This is a genomic window from Cellulomonas aerilata (assembly GCF_007991755.1).
Lineage (GTDB): Bacteria > Actinomycetota > Actinomycetes > Actinomycetales > Cellulomonadaceae > Pengzhenrongella > Pengzhenrongella aerilata.
Map to the genome: position 1 here is coordinate 35,976 of NZ_BJYY01000017.1, position 17,413 is coordinate 53,388.

13 protein-coding genes and 1 riboswitch are annotated in these 17,413 nt (G+C 74.0%); of the genes, 10 read left to right on the forward strand and 3 right to left on the reverse strand.

The features are described from left to right. Window positions 1–161 precede the first annotated feature (161 nt). From CAE01nite_RS18635 to CAE01nite_RS13930, 7 genes are all read left to right on the forward strand, one after another. Window positions 162–1,040, forward strand: coding sequence for a DUF2599 domain-containing protein (locus tag CAE01nite_RS18635; RefSeq protein WP_246131220.1), 879 nt, complete (start codon window positions 162–164; stop codon window positions 1,038–1,040). A gap of 108 nt (window positions 1,041–1,148) precedes the next feature. After that, a complete protein-coding gene (locus CAE01nite_RS13905; RefSeq protein ID WP_146905751.1) occupies window positions 1,149–2,264 on the forward strand; it encodes a glycosyltransferase in 1,116 nt (371 codons plus the stop codon). A gap of 110 nt (window positions 2,265–2,374) precedes the next feature. Continuing rightward, window positions 2,375–3,442 carry an ATP-dependent DNA ligase gene (locus CAE01nite_RS13910; protein WP_146905754.1) on the forward strand — a complete coding sequence of 356 codons (1,068 nt, stop codon included), beginning with the start codon at window positions 2,375–2,377 and terminating at the stop codon, window positions 3,440–3,442. A 17-nt stretch (window positions 3,443–3,459) separates the two neighbouring features. Continuing rightward, window positions 3,460–4,299 (forward strand): alpha/beta fold hydrolase, encoded by an 840-nt coding sequence (locus CAE01nite_RS13915; RefSeq protein WP_146905757.1) that lies wholly within the window; start codon window positions 3,460–3,462, stop codon window positions 4,297–4,299. Between the two features lie 270 nt (window positions 4,300–4,569). Then, complete coding sequence (locus tag CAE01nite_RS13920; protein WP_146905760.1) at window positions 4,570–5,337, forward strand: IspD/TarI family cytidylyltransferase; 768 nt, start codon at window positions 4,570–4,572, stop codon at window positions 5,335–5,337. A 317-nt stretch (window positions 5,338–5,654) separates the two neighbouring features. Then, the gene (locus CAE01nite_RS13925; protein ID WP_146905763.1) at window positions 5,655–6,872 is read left to right on the forward strand and encodes a CDP-glycerol glycerophosphotransferase family protein; all 1,218 of its coding nucleotides are present in this window, start codon (window positions 5,655–5,657) and stop codon (window positions 6,870–6,872) included. Window positions 6,873–7,095: 223 nt separating this feature from the next. Beyond that, entirely contained in the window at window positions 7,096–7,974 is an 879-nt protein-coding gene (locus CAE01nite_RS13930; protein ID WP_146905766.1) for a hypothetical protein, read from the forward strand. An 83-nt stretch (window positions 7,975–8,057) separates the two neighbouring features. Here CAE01nite_RS13930 and CAE01nite_RS13935 read toward each other — a convergent pair whose 3' ends face one another. The 3 genes from CAE01nite_RS13935 to CAE01nite_RS13945 form a co-directional block, all read right to left on the reverse strand. Further along, entirely contained in the window at window positions 8,058–9,038 is a 981-nt protein-coding gene (locus tag CAE01nite_RS13935) for a glycosyltransferase (protein WP_146905769.1), read from the reverse strand. 212 nt (window positions 9,039–9,250) lie between these two features. Beyond that, the gene (locus CAE01nite_RS13940) at window positions 9,251–10,300 is read right to left on the reverse strand and encodes an NAD-dependent epimerase/dehydratase family protein (RefSeq protein ID WP_222595934.1); all 1,050 of its coding nucleotides are present in this window, start codon (window positions 10,298–10,300) and stop codon (window positions 9,251–9,253) included. Window positions 10,301–10,401: 101 nt separating this feature from the next. Beyond that, the gene (locus CAE01nite_RS13945; protein WP_222595935.1) at window positions 10,402–11,469 is read right to left on the reverse strand and encodes an NAD-dependent epimerase/dehydratase family protein; all 1,068 of its coding nucleotides are present in this window, start codon (window positions 11,467–11,469) and stop codon (window positions 10,402–10,404) included. 452 nt (window positions 11,470–11,921) lie between these two features. On the opposite strand from CAE01nite_RS13945, the gene CAE01nite_RS13950 reads away from it, so the two are divergent. The 3 genes from CAE01nite_RS13950 (at window position 11,922) to CAE01nite_RS13960 (ending at window position 17,245) form a co-directional block, all read left to right on the forward strand. Beyond that, window positions 11,922–13,514 carry a lipopolysaccharide biosynthesis protein gene (locus CAE01nite_RS13950; RefSeq protein WP_186816590.1) on the forward strand — a complete coding sequence of 531 codons (1,593 nt, stop codon included), beginning with the start codon at window positions 11,922–11,924 and terminating at the stop codon, window positions 13,512–13,514. Between the two features lie 74 nt (window positions 13,515–13,588). Continuing rightward, window positions 13,589–13,663, forward strand: a riboswitch (cyclic di-GMP riboswitch). A gap of 17 nt (window positions 13,664–13,680) precedes the next feature. Continuing rightward, the gene (locus tag CAE01nite_RS13955; protein WP_146905780.1) at window positions 13,681–14,940 is read left to right on the forward strand and encodes a hypothetical protein; all 1,260 of its coding nucleotides are present in this window, start codon (window positions 13,681–13,683) and stop codon (window positions 14,938–14,940) included. Between the two features lie 352 nt (window positions 14,941–15,292). Further along, complete coding sequence (locus CAE01nite_RS13960) at window positions 15,293–17,245, forward strand: hypothetical protein (RefSeq protein WP_146905783.1); 1,953 nt, start codon at window positions 15,293–15,295, stop codon at window positions 17,243–17,245. Window positions 17,246–17,413 lie beyond the last annotated feature (168 nt).

Genomic DNA, 17,413 nt, shown 5'->3' on the forward strand with positions numbered 1-17,413 from the left:
TGCGAGCGCGGGGTGTGGATCGGGTGAATGTCCGGGTGGGTGACCTCGCTCGACGGGGTCGACGGGCACCGCCGTCCGGCAGGATGAGCAGGTCGTCCGCGCACGCCCGCACGTGGGCCCGCCGGCGACGTCGTCCGACGCACGCACCCCCGAGGACCACCGTGACCCGCACCCGTGCCGACGCGCCGCACCGCATCCGGACGCCGGGCCCCACGACGCGCGCCCGTGTCGGGCGGGCGGCACGGGCGACCTCCGGCCTGCCCGTGACCCTCGCCCTCGCCGTCGCCCTCACCGGCTGCGGCGCGCTCGAGGGCGTGGTGTCGCCGCCCGCGCCCCCCGCACCGCCGGCCGCCTCGCCGGCCGCTCCCGAGCCGGCGCCGGCAGCGCCCACGGTCCCCACCGCCGACGCGGTCCGCTCGTCCGGCACCCCGGTCGACGTCGAGGGCGCGACGGTGCTGCACGTGCTGGCGGCCGGGTCCGCACCGGCGGTCCGCGTCGAGGCGGACGGGTCCGAGGCCGTGCTGATTCTCGACGCGGGGGACGCCGCAGGCGTCGTCGACGTCGTGCTCGCCGGCCCGGCGGGCGCCACGCTCGAGCCGCAGGACGACGGGTCGGTCGTGGTGCTGGCAGCGGACGGCGCGTTCCTCGGGGGCGCCGGCCGCCCGCTGCTCGGTCCCGGGGCCGCACCGGCGCGGGTCACGGCCGAGGAGGGCGGCGCGGTGCACCTGCAGGGGACCGGGACGATCACGGTCCGCGTCGCCGCGCACGCCGTGCTGGACACCGACTGGGGGGAGCGGGAGGGCGGCCGCTCGCTGGCCGTCGAGCCGTCGCCGTGGGCGCGGACCGCCGGGATGGCCGGTGAGGTCGGCGTGTGGGCCGAGCTCGTCCGGGCGGTCCCCGAGGCGGACTCCCCCACCATGCGGGACCAGCTGAGCTGTCACGTGATCGGCGCCCCGGACAAGGACACGTGGAACCTGGAGCCGTGGCGGCCGGACGTCGGCCTGATCATGACCCTCGCGGCGTCGTGCAACGCGACCTGACGCCGGTGCGACCGTGGGCCCCGGGGTGGTGACCTACGCTCGCCCCGCGGCGCGTCTCGCCGACGGAGATCGGCCGACCGGTCCGAGCACAGCAGAGCGGAGGTCGGCATGACGGTCCCGGCACGGACGGTCGCCGTCTGGAAGAACGAGTGGCTCCCCCGGTCCGAGACGTTCATCAAGAACCAGACGGCTGCGCTGTCCCGCTGGACCCCGGTCCGGGTCGGGTGGACGCGGGTCCACGACGGGATCGACCGGCCCGACATCGTGCTGCTGCCCGAACGGCTGTACAACACCCGCGCCCGCCGGGTGACGCGAACCGGAGCGGTCACGCGTCGGTATGCCCGGCAGCTGCGGCGTCGCGGCGTCGACCTCGTCCACGCGCACTTCGGCTTCGGGGCGATCGAGGTGCAGCCGATCGCCCGGGCGGCAGGCGTCCCCCTGGTCGCCACCTTCCACGGCGTCGACGTCACCGCGTACGCGACCGGGGACTCGTCGTGGACGCGGCTGTACCGGCAGCGCCTCCAGGACGTGTTCGCCTACAGCACCACGCTGATCGCCGTCTCCGGCCACATCGCCGACCGCCTCGTCGCCCTGGGTGCGCCGCCCGAGAAGGTCGTCGTGCACCACATCGGCGCGACGGTGTCGCCGCCCGTCGCCTCCACCGCGCCGGACGCGGGCGTCCTGTTCCTCGGTCGGCTGGTCGAGAAGAAGGGGGTCGAGGACCTCCTCCGTGCGGTGGCCGCCCTCCCGTCGCACCTGCGCGGCACCCCGGTCACCGTGGTCGGCTTCGGCCCGCTGGAGGAGCGGCTGCGGAGGACGGCGGACGAGCTGGGCGTCGACGCGCGCTTCGTCGGTGCCGCCTCGGCCGACGAGGTCCCGGGGTACATGCGCTCGGCCCGGGTGATCTGCGTGCCGTCGAAGACCGCCCCCGACGGCGACACCGAGGGCCTGCCGATGACCCTGCTGGAGGCGGCGGCGCAGGAGCGGCCGATCGTCGCGACCCGGCACGCCGGCATCCCCGAGTTCGTCACCGACGGGATGACAGGTCTGCTCAGCCCGGAGAGCTGCGTCAGCGCCCTGGCCGCGAACCTCGCCGCCGTCCTCGACGACGAGACGCTCTCGCGACGGCTCGGCACCGGGGCTCGCCGTCGCCTGGAGCAGGACTTCGACCTGACGACGCAGACCGCGCTGCTGGAGGACCTCTACGACGCAGCCCTCGGGTGACGACGTCCCACCCGGCGAGGCCCGGCGCGGGCGGCTGAGGCGACGGACGCCACGCTCCCGGGCGGCGGGTCGGTGGTGCGTGCCCGAGGGCCCGCACCACACTGGCTCCCATGCGCCTGCCCGTCATGCCACCCGTCCTGCCCATGCTGGCCAAGTCGGTCCCGCAGATCCCGGCCGGGCAGCGCTACGAGCCCAAGTGGGACGGCTTCCGGGCGATCGTGTTCCGTGACGGAGCCGAGGTCGAGATCGGCAGCCGCAACACCAAGCCGATCACCCGGTACTTCCCCGAGGTCGTGGACGCGGTCCGGGCCGAGCTGCCCGAGCGCTGCGTCGTCGACGGCGAGATCATCGTCGCCGGCACCGACTCGACCGGTCTGGACTTCGAGGCCCTCCTGCAGCGGATCCACCCTGCGGACTCCCGCGTGCGGATGCTGGCCCGCGACACCCCCGCCGTCCTGGTGGTGTTCGACCTCCTGGCCCTGGACGACGAGGACCTCACGGGACGCCCCTACGGGGAGCGTCGCGCACTCCTCGAGCAGGCGGTGCGAGGCGGCGGCCCCGGTGTGTACCTCACGCCGGTCACCGACGACCTGGCGGTCGCGCAGCAGTGGTTCGAGGTCTTCGAGGGTGCCGGGCTGGACGGCGTCGTCGCCAAGGACCCCGCGCTCGCCTACCAGCCCGACAAGCGCGTCATGGCGAAGATCAAGCACGAGCGCACGGCCGACTGCGTGGTGGCGGGCTACCGCGTGCACAAGTCGGCCGACGACGCGATCGGCTCCCTCCTGCTGGGGTTGCACGACCAGGCGGGGACGCTGGTGTCGGTGGGCGTGACCAGCTCCTTCCCGATGGCCCGACGCAAGGAGCTGTTCGCCGAGCTGCAGCCCCTGGTCACCGACGCCGGCGACCACCCGTGGACGGCGCAGGCACAGGCGTCCGGCACGCGCACCCCGCGCGAGGCCGAGACCAGCCGCTGGAACCGCAGCAAGGACCTGAGCTTCACGCCGCTGCGGCCCGAGCGGGTGGCCGAGGTGCGCTACGACCACATGGAGGGGGTGCGGTTCCGGCACACCACCCAGTTCGTCCGGTGGCGCCCGGATCGCGACCCGGCGAGCTGCACCTACGCCCAGCTCGAGGTCCCGGTGCGGTTCCACCTCGCGGACGTGCTGTCCGGCGGGTGACGTCCCAGGATGTCCGCGTGGACACCTTCACGCGCGACGGGCTGACGTTCGACGTCCGGGACCACGGACCGGTCGACGGCCCGGCCGTCGTCTGCCTGCACGGCTTCCCGCAGGACGGGTCCGCGTTCGACGACGTCGCCCGGCTGCTCGCCGCCCAGGGGCTGCGGGTCCTCGTGCCGGACCAGCGCGGGTACTCCCCCCGGGCGCGCCCGCAGGGCCGGGCCGCCTACACGCTGCGGGAGGTCGTCGACGACGTCGTCGCGCTCCTCGACGCGGCCGGTGTGCAGCGCGCCCACGTCGTCGGGCACGACTGGGGCGGTGCGGTCGCCTGGACGTTCGCCAGCCGGCGCGCGGACCGGACCCTGTCGGTGACCGCCGTGTCCACACCCCACCCGGCCGCCATGACGCGCAGCATCCCGCGCAGCAGCCAGCCGCTGCGCTCCGCCTACATGGCCGGCTTCCAGCTGCCGTGGCTGCCCGAGCGCCTGCTCACCGCGAACGGTGGCGCCCGGCTCCGGCAGGCGCTGCTGTCCACGGGGCTGGACGAGGACCGCGTCGAGCACTACGTCCGCCGCCTGCTCGGTCCGGGCGCCATGACGGCCGCGCTGAACTGGTACCGCGCCATCCCGTTCGGCCGGGACCTCACCGCCGGGATCGTCCACGTGCCGGCCGGCTTCGTGTACGGGCGCCGGGACCGGTTCTTCTCCCCGACCGCGGTCCGCGCGACCGGGCGGTACGTGCGCGGCCCGTTGCGCATCGTCGCCCTCGACACCGGGCACTGGCTGCCCGAGCAGCGGTCCGACCGGGTCGCCGAGGTGGTCCTGGGGCGCGTGCGGACGACGGCACGGGCGACCTGAGCCTGCGCTGCCGACGTGCGCGCGCGACCGGCTGCCGGGCTGGCGCGGCGCTCCGCGTCCTCGGTGTGGGACCCTGGTCCGGCATCCTGCGGACAGGCGGTGTTCACCCGACAGGGGTTGACGTCGGGCACGAATTCACCCTGGCCCGGGACGTCGCGGGCCCGGTCGCCCCGCTAGGTTCGTCGCAGACCGGACGGCTGCTGCTGCAACCTGTCCCGCTCTTCGCGCCGCGACGGTCTCGTCGGGCGCACGTCCCCCAGAGAGGTACCGATGGGCACCGCAGACGCCATCGCGATCGTGTTCGCAGGCGGCATCGGCTCGCGGATGACCAACGCGGCGCAGCCCAAGCAGTTCCTGCCGGTCGAGGGCAAGCCGATCCTGGTGCACACGCTGGAGCACTTCCAGAAGCACCCGGAGGTCAGGGCCATCTACATCGCCACGCTGGCGTCCCACGTCGAGGACACCTGGGAGCTCGTCCGGCGGTTCGGCCTGGACAAGGTGCGCCGGGTCGTCCCGGGCGGCGCGAGCGCGCAGGGGTCGATCCTCAACGGCATGCGCTGCGCGCTCGAGGACGGCACACCCGAGGACGCCGTGGCGCTCGTGCACGACGGCGTGCGTCCGCTGATCAACCAGGCGCTGATCACCGACAACATCGCCCTGGCACGCAGCCGGGGCAACGCGATCACGGCCATCCCGTGCTTCGAGACCATAGCCCGCTCCACCGACGGGGCGCACACGATCGAGTCGGTCACCCGGCGCGACGAGATGCACATCCTGCAGGCGCCGCAGACGGTCACCCTGGGCCGGGCGTTCCGGCTGAACGTCCGCTCCGAGGAGGACGGGCTGCTCGGGGACTTCGTCGACCAGGCCCAGCTGCTGACCCACTACGGCGAGACGATGCACCTGGTGCCGGGCTTCCGCGGCAACGTGAAGATCACCACGGACCTGGACTACCTGCAGTACCAGATCCTCGCCGCCTCGGGTCACCTGGCCGCCGTCATCGGCGGCACGGACCCCGGCGCCCCGGCCGCCGCGTAGACCGACCGCGCCGCGACCGGTGAGGCGGGACGGGCACGGCCACCGGGTGCGGCCCTCGCCGTCCCGGCCGCGGGAGGGTGCCCCGAACGGGCACCGGGTGAACCTGCGGCCGGACCCCCCTTCCGCCGCCGTCCCGGCGGTGACCGGCCCGTACACTCACCAGGACGACGCGTCCGCGAGCCACCGTCCTGCCACGGCGGCAGCACGTCGTCCCTCGCCCGACTGCGCTGCAGGCCTCCGCCGCGCGCGATCGGCACCGGAGCACATGCCAGCAGTACGCCGTCCGTGGTGCGGCACATCGATGAAGGGATCGCCCTGTGCTGTCTGATCTGCGACGCCGCCTGCTCGGACGCCTGCGGTGGTACTGGCTGCGCGAGGAGGCGGTCGCTGGGGCGACGTGGCTGGCCATGCGCGTGCTGCCGGCCAAGCCGGTCGCCCTCGTCCACGGCTTCCCGGACTCCGAGGGGAACGCCGTCGAGGTCGTGCGCGGGCTGGTCCGCCGGTACCCGGGGACCGTCCTGTGGCTGCACAACGGACCGGAGCCGAGCGAGGAGATGCGGCACCTGGACGTGCCCGCCGGGAAGGTCGCGTTCGCCCAGGTCAACACGCTGCCGGCGATCCGCGCCGTCGGTCAGGCTGAGGCGGTGTTCTTCACGCACGGCATGAAGACGGCGGTCCGGCCGCCGCGGTCGCGCCTCGTCGTGAACCTCTGGCACGGTGACGGCCCCAAGGCCACGATCACGCTGCCCCGCTGCGCCTCCACCGTGGCCGTGGCCGCGACCCACCTGTGGGCCGCGGAGAAGGCCCGGATCTTCGGGCTGCGCACCACGGATGTCGCCGTGGTCGGCAACCCCCGCGTCGACTCCGCCCGGCTGCGTGAGGTGTCCGAGACCCGGCGGCTGCTGGGACTCGGCGACGGCGGCGAGCGCATCGTGCTGTGGATGCCCACCTTCCGGCAGGGCCACGACGGGCGGCACTTCTCCTTCACCGACGGCGAGCCGCTCAGCAGCACGGTGGACGCGGCGATCACCGTGCCCGCCGGGGTGCGCCTGCTCGTCAAGCCGCACCCGATGGACACCGACGACTACTCCGCGCTCGGCGCGACGGTCCTGACGAACGGCGACCTCGCGAAGGCGGGCGTGACGCTCGCCCAGCTGCTCGCTGCTGCCGACGCGCTGATGAGCGACGCGTCCAGCGTCTGGGTGGACTTCCTCGGCTTCGACCGCCCGGTGGGGTTCTTCCTCCCCGACTTCGACCGGTACGCCGACACCCGCGGCTACAACGTGCCCGACCTCCTCGAGGTGCTGCCCGGCCCGGTCCTGCCGGACCTGGCCGCCGTGAGCGCCTTCCTGGCCGAGGTCCGGGACGGGCGCGCCGCACCGCCGCGGACCTTCGACGCCTTCGCGAGGATCGGGTACCACGCCGAGCCGCCGGTCACCGACCACCTCCTGACCTGGCTGGACGACTACCAGCGGGCCCGCGGCGCGCGGACGCTGTTCGCCGGGTCCGCCGCCGTACCCGGCGCCGCGCGCTGAGCGCGCCGGTGCACCGACCGGCACGTCGTCGTGGCGGCGCCCCGGTGCCCGCCCCCGTCAGGGCGGCGCCGGACGCCCGTCCGCGACTGGTTGGATGGGCACGGAGGACGACGGACCCGAGCCCGACGACCCGGAGGGCCGGCGCGGGGCGCCACGCCGTCCGCAGACCGCACGACAGCACGGCCGGACGCAGTCACGCGAGCCGCCGACCCGAGGGGAGCGCATGAGCGACAAGGCCCTGATCTTCCTGTCCTACGGCGGACAGCCGAAAAACATCGCCGAGACCACGTACGCGGTCCTGTCGGCGCGCCGCGCCGTCGGCGCCGACCGGGACATCGACCTCGTGCTGTACACCGACCGGCCCGACCTCTACGCGGACCTCCCCGCCGAGCTCAGGACCATCACGCCCGCCGAGCTCACCCGGTGGGCGGGACCTGACGGCTACGCGCACCGGCGCAAGATCGCGGTGCTCGACGACGCCCTGACGTCGCTGCAGGTCCCGGTGGCCCTCGTCGACTCCGACACGTGGTTCCGCAGGCCGGCGGCCCGGCTCTTCGAGCGGATCGCACCCGGCCGGACCGTCATGCACCTGCGCGAGGGGAACCTGGACGAGGGGCGCGAACCGGACCAGGCGGTCGCCGCCCAGCTGGACGGCATGACGTGCACGCGTCTCGACGGCGGGGTGCACACCCTGACCCGGGACATGCCGATGTGGAACTCCGGCGTCGTGGGCATCCACCCCCACGACGGCCACCTCGTCCGCGAGGCCATGCACCTGACCGACCAGCTCTACCCCGCGCACCGGGACTTCTTCACCCTCGAGCAGCTCGCGGTGAGCTGCTTCCTGGACACCGGCACCGACGTGTCGGCGTCGTCCGACGTCGTCTACCACTACTGGCACGACATCGTCCGCGCGCCGTTCGACGCGGCACTCCCGTCCCTGCTCGAGCGCACGGCCTCGCTGCCGCTCCCCCAGCGACTCGAGGTCCTGCACCGGCACCGTCCCCGCCTCAGGGGTCGCGACCGGGCGAAGTTCCTCGCCCGCGAGCTGCTGCGCGCCTCGGGACGACGCACCAAGTCGGTCCGCTCCAGCGCCACCTAGGCGCGACGCGCCGGGCGACGCCGGCGGGCACGTCAGCGGGGGGCGGGCCCGCCGGGACTGCCGCGGCCGCGCCCGGACACGCCCTACCCGGCGGACCCGGCGCCCGGCGTCACGCGGACGGCGCGACGCGCGGCCGCCCGGTCGAGGTGCTCCATCGTGAGCTCGTCGGCCTCGCACGAGATCGCCAGGCCCTGCGCGGCGGCCACCGACGCGATCTGCACCTGGTGGTCGTCGACGTGCTCGTCGAACGCCGCGCGACGCGGGACGACCACGGGGACCTTCCCCCCGTCCAGGCAGGTCAGCAGCGTGCCGACGCCCGCATGGGCGATGACGACGTCCGCCCAGCGCACCGTCGCACGAAATTCCTCGTGCGAGATCACGCCGACGGTGCTGATCGGGAGCCCGGGCACGTCCCCGGCGCCGGTCTGCCACACCACCTCGATCTCGGGCGGCAGCACCTGCAGCAGTCGCTCGACCAGGCGACGGAAGAAGTAGTCCTGCTGGGTGCCCAGCGTCACGAAGACGCGGGTGGGCCGGGTCCCGCTCGCCTCGACCGTGGTGAAGGCGTCCAGGAGGCTGAACTCGTACTTCCACCGACGCGAGGCGTTGTGCGCGTACTGGGTGTAGACGGGGACCCACGGGACCAGCCGCAGGACCTGACCGGTCATGGACGGCCGGCCCACCCGGGCCAGCGACTCGATGTACCGCGGCCGGGCGCCGACCAGCCGCGAGGCGGGGAGCACCGCCAGGGCCAGGGCCGCGCCGGTGCTGTAGACGCGGTCGACGTCGTTGTCCCGCAGGATCTTCAGCAGCCCGGGGGCGTGGACGAGGACGGACCGCCAGTCGCGGGGGTAGATGTGCTCGACCAGGAAGGTCGTCTCGCCGCTCAGCATGCTGGAGCTCTGCGGGGCGGGGTGGGTGATCCAGATGGCGTCCTGGTGCCGCTCGGGCTCGAGCATCGCGGCCATCATGCGCATCTCCATCAGGTGCCCGCCGGCCGTGGCGACGAACGCCGGCCTGGTGGTCCGGGACCGACGCGCCGAGATGCGGTCCAGCAGGGACATGGCCGACGACCGGGCGAAGGCTGCGCGCACGGACCCCGGTGGGCGGGGTCTGCGTGAGCGATGGAGCGGGGCCATGCGTGCCCTTTCGTTCGGGACGTCGGTGATGTCGCGACCTCCTCGGTCGTGGCGCAGGGCCGCAGTGACGACCCCTGGTTCTACCAGCGATGGTGCCCCCGGCGCTGGCGGGAGGCACCCACCGCGGGGGCGGCGACCTACCCGGCCGCCACCATCCGGCGGTACATGTCCTCCAGGCCGACGGCCGGGCTCCATCCGAGAGCTCGCAGCCTGCTCGTGTCCAGCGGGAGCTTCCGGGTGGGGGCGTAGCCGCGCGTGCCGGCGTCCCCGGCGTCCACGCGGACCTCGACCGGCACGGGCCCGAGGCGGCTCGCGACCAGCTCGGCCATCGCCCGGACCGAGCAGTACGTGGTCTCGTTCCCGGCGTTGTAGGCCTGACCGACCTCACCCGCCAGCAGGACCGTGAGGACGGCGGTCACCGCGTCAGCCGTGTAGAGGTAGCACTGCTCGCTCTCCCCGGCGGTGTGCAGGACGATGTCCCGGCCCTCGAGCGCGCTGCGCGCGAACTGGACGAACACCCGCGCGTCGTCGAGCGCGAAGCCGGGCCCGAACGTCTGGGCGAGGCGGACCACCGTCGCCGGCACGCCGTACTCGGTCGCGTAGGCCGCGCAGAGGGCCTCGGCCATGCGCTTGCTCTCCGGGTACGAGCTGCGGACCTGCATCGGGTCGAGGGTGTCGAAGGTCGACTCCGTGATCCGCCGGCTGCCGTCCGGCGACCCGTACACCTCCATGCTCGACAGGTACGCCACGGAGGTCGTCCCCTTGTCCCGCGCCAGCTCGAGGACCCGCTCGGTGCCACCGACGGCCGTGCGGATCGTCTCGACGGGGCGGGTGACGAAGTCGCGGCTGGAGGTCACGCTCGCCCCGTGCACCACGTGGTCCACCGGCTCGCGCGGCGTCGGGAAGGACCGGACGTCCCCGGCGACGAACGTCAGCGGAGCCGCGGCGGCCAGCGGCGAGGCGAAGGCCTGCTCGGCCCGTGCCACGTCACGCACCACGGCGAGCACGCGGATGCCGGCGTCGTGCGTGAGGGAGTACCAGAGCAGGGCGCGGGTCAGGGCGGACCCGATCATCCCCGTCGCTCCGGTGACGAGGACGGTGCGGCCGTGCAGGGACTGCCAGGGCACCTCCGGTGCGGCGCAGATCCGCTCGAGGTCCTCGGCGACGACGTGGTGCTCGGGCCACACAGGCGCACTCCCTCCACGACGTGGTGCGGTCGACGGTCGCCAGCATGGCACGCCCGGCACCGGTCCTCGTCCGTCCTCGGGACCCGGGGGACGCGGCGCCGTCAGGCGACGTGCCCCGCGACGTGGCCGGCGGTCATGCGGCGGTACATCTCCTCCAGGCCCACGGTGGGACGCCATCCCAGGGCCCGCAGCTTGGAGGTGTCCAGGTCCATCTTCAGCGTCGGCGCGTAGCCGTGCGTCCGGACGTCCCCCGCCTCGACACGGACCTGGACGGGACGGGGACCGACGGTCGCCGCGACGAGGTCGGCCATCTCCCGGATCGAGCAGTACGTCTCCTCGTTCGCGGCGTTGTACGCCTGGCCGCTCTCGCCCGTCAGCAGGACCGTCAGGATGGCCGTGACGGCGTCCGCCGTGTAGAGGTAGCTCCGCCGCGTCTCGCCCGTGGTGTGCAGCACGACGTCCCGGCCCTCGACCGCGCTGCGGGCGAGCTGGGCGAACACCCGGGTGTCGCCGAGCGAGACGCCCGGGCCGAAGGTCTGGGTCAGCCGCAGCACCTTGGCCGGCACGGCGTGCTCGGCGGCGTAGGCCGCGCACAGCGCCTCCGCCATGCGCTTGCTCTCCGGGTAGGAGCTGCGGACCTGCATGGGGTCGAGGCTGTCGAACGTGGACTCCGTGACCCGCCGGCTGCCGTCCGGCGCGCCGTAGACCTCCATGCTCGACAGGTACACGAGCGACCGGACGCGGTGCTCGCGCGCGAGCTCCAGGACCCGCTCCGTCCCCTGCAGCGCGGTGCGGATGGTCTCGACCGGGCGGGCGACGAAGTCCTGGCTCGCCGTGACGCTCGCCCCGTGCACGACGTGGTCGACCTGCCGCTCGAGCGCTCCGAAGGTCTCGACGTCGCCGCGGACCAACGACAGGGGCGATCCCGCGGCGAGCGGGGCCGCGAACGTGCGCTCGCCCTTCCCGAGGTCGCGCACCAGGGCGACGACCCGCAGGCCCGCCCCGTGGGTGGCCTCGTACCACAGCAGCGACTTCACCAGCGCCGTGCCGATCAGGCCGGTGGCGCCGGTCACCAGGACCGTGGTGCCGTGCAGCGCCTGCCACGGGACCGCGGGCGACGTGCAGGTGCGCTGGAGGTCCTCGCGGACGACGTCGGACTCGTGCCACACGGTGCGGGCTCCTGGAGGGCGGGCTGGATGAGGGCGCGCCAGCATGACACGCGGCGCACGGCTCCCGGCCCCGGCCGGCCGCACGCCGGCCGTGGGACGCGCGGCCGGCGCGGCTCGAGCGGGTGAACCTGCGCCGGCGGACGGCTCCGGACGCCGGGCGTCCGGTACCAGCGGATAGACTCCGGCGGACGACCGCCGACCGCCCGCCCGTGGACGAGGCTCGACGAGAGGCCGTCGGAGGCTGCACCGGTGCCGCGGGATCGCCGCGGCGGGACCGCGCAGCCGGCACCGGGCCGGTGCCAGGCACCGCCGCTCACGGCGTCCGTGCCACGACGAAGGGAACGACAGGTGCTCTCTGAGGTGCGTCGCCGTGTGCTCGGCGGTCTGCCGTGGTGCCGGCTGCGCGAGCAGGTCCGGGCCGTGCCGGTCGCCTCCCCGACGCAGGTGACGGCGTGACGAACCGCCCGTCGCCCGCCGGGGGGTCTGCCGCGTCACCCGAGCCCGACCAGGCCCCGCTCGTCCCGCCGGAGCCCGACCCGTCCAACACGGACGGGCGCACGCAGACCGACGGGCACCGGGACGGGGACGGGGACGGACTGCGCGAGCGTGCCGTGTCGGGCGTGCTGTGGACCGCCGTCGAGAAGTGGTCCGTGCGGCTGAGCACCCTGGTCGGCTTCATCGTCCTGGGGAATCTGCTCTCTCCCCTCGCGTTCGGGATCGTGGCGCTCGCCATGACCTTCATCAGCTTCCTCGAGACCGTGGCCGACGGCGGCTTCGCCGGCTATCTCGTCCAGAAGAAGAAGCTGACGGACGCGTCGGTGCACACCGCCTTCATCGTCAGCTCCTCCATGGCGCTGCTCCTCTCCGTCGGCCTGGTGGCCCTCGCGCCGCCGGCGAGCGAGCTGCTCGACGTGCCCGAGCTGCGCCGTGTGCTCCCGGCCCTCGCGGTGTACCTCTTCATCGCCGGGATGTCCGTCGTGCCCGCGGCGCTCATGTCCCGCGAGATGCGGTTCAAGCAGCTCGCGATGCGTCAGATGACCGCGACGGCGATCTCCATCGCGGTCGCCATCGGGCTGGCCGTCGGCGGGGCGGGCGTGTGGGCCCTGGTCGGGCAGTCGCTCACCCGCGCGGTCGTGTCCTTCATCGCGCTGTGGGTCACCAGCGACTTCCGTCCCCGCTGGTACTTCGACCGTGCCGAGGCGCGCGTGATGACGGCGTACGGCAGCAAGGCGCTGGCGGTGAACCTGCAGACCCAGGTGCGCACGCAGGGTGAGCTCTTCATCATCGGGGCGCTCGCCGGCCCCACGACCCTCGGGTTCTGGACGGTGGCCGGCCGCCTCGTCGGGGTCGTCGTCGACGTGTTCTCGTCCGTGGTCGGCGCGGTGGCGCACCCGCTGTTCGCGCGCCTGCAGGACGCGCCCGAGCGGCTGGCCCGCGCCGTCGGGACCACCCGCGCGCTGACCGCCCTGGTGCTCGTGCCCGCGCTGGTCCTGACGTCGCTGGTCAGCAAGGACGTCGTGCCCGCGGTCTTCGGTGACCAGTGGACCCCGACCACGACGGTGGCGTCGATCCTGGCCCTGTCGGCCCTGCTGCAAACCGTCGGGAACTTCGACCGGTCGGCGTTGCTGGCCACGGGCCACCCGGGCGCCGAGCTGTGGGTGACCACGGTGTTCCTGGTCATCCAGCTGACGCTAGCGGTGATGTTCCACGACGACCTGGTGAAGCTGGCCATCGGTGTCGGCATCTCGATGGCTCTGGCCGTCCCGGTCCGGCTCCTGCTCGTGCGCCGGTTGCTCCACGTGCCGGCGCGCGGCTTCGCGCCCACCGCCGCGGTGTTCCTGGCCGGCGGCCTGGCCGCTGCCGCCGTCGTGGCGGCCGAGGCGCTGCTCGGCCTGGAGGGCGTGGCCTACGTGGCCCTCGCCGTCGTCGTCGGGCTGGTCGTCTACGCGGGCGTCGTCATGCTGGTGGCCCGCCCGGTCGCCATGGAGCTGGTCGGGATCGCCCGCGGGGTCCTGCAGCGCAGGTCACGCACCAAGGCGGCCTGATCCTCGAGCGGTTGTGGCACAGGTCACACCGGATTTCACCTCCACGTCCACCCGTTCGGCCGATCACTTCTGTGTCCACGAAAGGGCAGACCCGTCGCGAGGCGGGGACGCAAAGCCATGGGACCCACGCGGTTCGCCAGGCCACCGAAACGACACGGAGAAGACGATGCACCGAACGCTGTCCCCGCACGCCCGCGCCTCGCGCGCGCTGTCCACGGCGCGGCGCCTGACGGCGGGCCTCGCGGCCGCCACCGTCGCCGGCGCCCTCCTCACCGGTGTGACCGCGACCGCCGCGCAGGCCCAGACGATCCCGTCCGGCCCGCCCCACGGCAACTTCGACGGGGCCACGGCCGTGTCCGGCGGGCTGAAGGTCCGCGGCTGGGCCGCCGATGCCGACACGACGAGCGCGCTCACGGTGAAGATCACCGTCGGGGGCGCCACGACCCAGATCCAGACCGGCGTCGCCCGGCCCGACGTCCCGAAGGTGTTCCCGCAGTTCGGACCTGCCACGGGCTGGGAGACGGTGCTGCCCCTGCCGACCGGCAGCCACACGGTCTGCGTCACGGTGGTCAACGTCGGGCCCGGCCAGGACAAGACCTTCCCGTGCCGCACCGCCGTGGTGACCTCGGGCACCCCGACCGCCGACACCGCCACCACCACGGCGAGGACGCTGACGTGGGCGCCGCCCGCGCTGACGAGCCCGACCACCATCACCATCTCGGCCACCAACCGCCAGCCGCGCCTGGAGGCCGGCAAGGACTACATCATCAAGATGCCCAGCACCCCGCTCGAGGGCCTCAAGGGGCTCATCCTCAGCGGCGGCCGCAACGTCGTGCTGATCGGCGGCGAGGTCAAGATCTCCCAGGTGGGCACCACCTCCGAGTCCCTGCGAGGCCTGCTGCTCAAGGACCAGACCGGCACCGTGCACATCGAGGGGCTGCGGATCACCGGCGGCACCCTCGCCGAGGGCATCAACATCGACCAGCGCCTGGGCGCCACCGTCCAGCTGCAGAACATCCGGGTGGACACCGTCCACGGGACCCAGGCGGGGCTCCACGCGGACGTCATCCAGTCGTGGGCGGGCCCCAAGGTCCTGCGCATCGACGGACTGACCGGCTACACCAACTACCAGGGGCTGTTCCTGCTCCCGACGCAGTTCGGCACGGCGGCGCCGCAGCTGTTCGACCTGCGCAACGTCAACATCGTCGGCACGACCGGCAGCGCGTACCTCTTCTGGCGTGACAACGGCACCTGGCCCGCGACGACCCAGAACGTCTGGGCCTCCACCTCGCAGGTCGGGGTCGGCCGCGGCCAGTACCTGATGGGCAACTGGTCCGGCGTCCTCTCGGGCAAGCCGGCCACCGGGGACATGGTCCCCGTCGGCAGGGCCGGGCTGGGCTACGCGTCGCCGGGCTACACCCGCTGACACCCCGGCGGCGGCGACGCCGCAGCTCCACCACGAGGCGGCTCGCTCCGGCGGGCCGCCTCGTCGCGTCCCCGGGCGGTCGCGTCCCCAGGCAGTCGGGAGCCCGTGCGGGCCGAGAGCCGGCCCGGTTCGCCGCGCGGCACCCGTGACCCGTCTCGTCACCGAGCGACCGGGCGACGCGCACCCCCCGAACGGCCGTCCCCCGGACGCGGTAACGGGCTCTGCCGACCGTGTGAACAACCCCCGCTGCCGTCCGCCCCCGGACGTCGAGCGCTCAATCGGGACCCCGGGGACCGATGGGTCGGGTGAGCGGCTGGACCCAGCCGTCACCGCCCACCCGAGGACTGTTCCCATGCTCCGCACGCTCACGTCCCACCGCAGCGGCACCCCTCGGCGACCCGCGACCCGCCCGCTGCGCCGTGCCGCCGCCGCTCTGGTGGCCGCCGTCACGCTCGTGGGCGTGCCGGCCGGGGGTGCGACCGCCACGGACGCCGCCCCGTCCACCCCTGCGACGTCGTCGGTCCCGAGCACACGCTCGCCGCTGACCTGGCAGCCGCCGGCACTGACCGCACCCACCACGGTGAAGGTCTCGGCCACGAACCGGCACCTGAAGCTCGACGACACCAAGGACTACGTCGTCTCGATGCCCGCGACACCGCTGACCGGGCTGGACGGCCTGATCGTCAGCGGCGGGCGCAACGTCGTGCTGATCGGCGGCCGGATCGAGCTCCCCGCCGAGGCCATCACCGGCACGGTGCACGCGGGACGCGGCCTGCTCCTCAAGGGCCAGACCGGGACGGTGCACGTGGAGGGGCTGCACATCACGGGCCCCGGCCTGGAGGAGGGCATCAACATCGACGCCGCCCAGGCCACCGTGCAGCTGCAGAACATCCGGGTCGACCTCGTGCACGGCTACGAGGCCGGGCACCACGCCGACGTCATCCAGACCTGGGCAGGCCCGCGGATCCTGCGGGTGGACGGCCTCACGGGCCACACCCAGTACCAGGGCCTGTTCTTCCTGCCGACGCAGTACGGCGCGGCGCAGCCCGAGCTCTACGACCTGCGCCGCACCGACATCCACGGGACCCCGGACAGCGCGTACATGATCTGGCGCGACGGCAAGGCCTGGCCGCTCACCGTCTCCGAGGTGTACGTCGCCCCGAGGAACCCGTCCTGGCGCGACGGGTTCCTGTGGCCCAAGGGCACGGCGCAGGGCACCGCCAGCTGGCCGCTGGTCAAGGTCGGCGCGCCCCCGGTCGGCGAGTTCGTCCCGCTCGCCGACGTGGGCCTGGGCTACACCTCCCCCGGCTACGCCACCACGACGCCCCCGGCCACCGACCCCGCGCGGGACGTGCTCGCCGAGGTCGTCGCGGTCAACCCGCCCGTGGGCGCACTGGAGGCCGTGACGCCGGTCCCCGGCGGTCTGCGGGTCACGGGCTGGGCCACGGACCGCGACACCACCGGCCCGGTGTCCGTCGACCTCTCCGTCGGCGGCACGACCCGCCGTGTCGTGGCCGACCGAGCGCGCACCACGGGGTCCGAGCCCGGCGCCGCCCCGCTCACCGGCTTCGACACCGTCGTGCCCCTGCCGGCCGGCACGCACCAGGTCTGCGCCGTCGCGGTCGACATCGGCTCGGGCGAGGACACCGCGCTCGGCTGCGCAGCCGCCACGGTCGCCGACACCACGGCGCCGACGTTCACCGCCGCGCCGGTCCTGCGCCTGCGGACCGGGGACGTCAGCGCCGCCGGCGCAGTCCCGGTGACCGTGCGATGGGCCGTCGGTGACGACGTGGGCGTCAGCGGCACCACCGTGCTCCAGCCCGTCACGGGGGCGTACGCGCCGGACGTCACCACCGCCGACCACGTCGCCTTCCCCGGGGCCTCGACCTGGACCGTGGGGGCGCACGACGCCGCCGGCAACGTCGGGACGTCGTCCGCCGACGCCACGGTCACCCTCGTCCCGGAGGGCGACACCACCCGGTACGAGTACTGGTGGCGGACGGGGACCACGCAGTACCTCGGCGGCACGGCGCTGCGCAGCAACCGGGGCGGCGCCTCGATGAGCCACAGCTTCACCGGCAGCAGCGTCGCGTGGATCGCGTCGCTGGAGGCGTCCGGCGGGCGCGCCGACGTCTACGTCGACGGGGTCAAGGAGGCGACCGTGGACCTCGCGTCGCCCACCACCGTCAACCGGTCGGCCGTCTTCACGCGCAGCTGGGACACCTCCGGCACCCACACCGTGAAGGTCGTGGTGGTGGGCTGGACGGGCAACGTCACGAGCGACGGGTTCGTCACGCTCCGCTGACCTCCCGACCGCGCTCGGCGATGCACGGAGCACGGCCCACCGGGGCAGCGGACGGGGAAACCCGTCCGCTGCCCCGACGTGCGAAATCTCTCAACGTACAACGTGATTGCGGTTTGCGTCTTGCCTGAGACCGAATCGTGCCCGTACCGTGACCGCGCCCATCGGGGG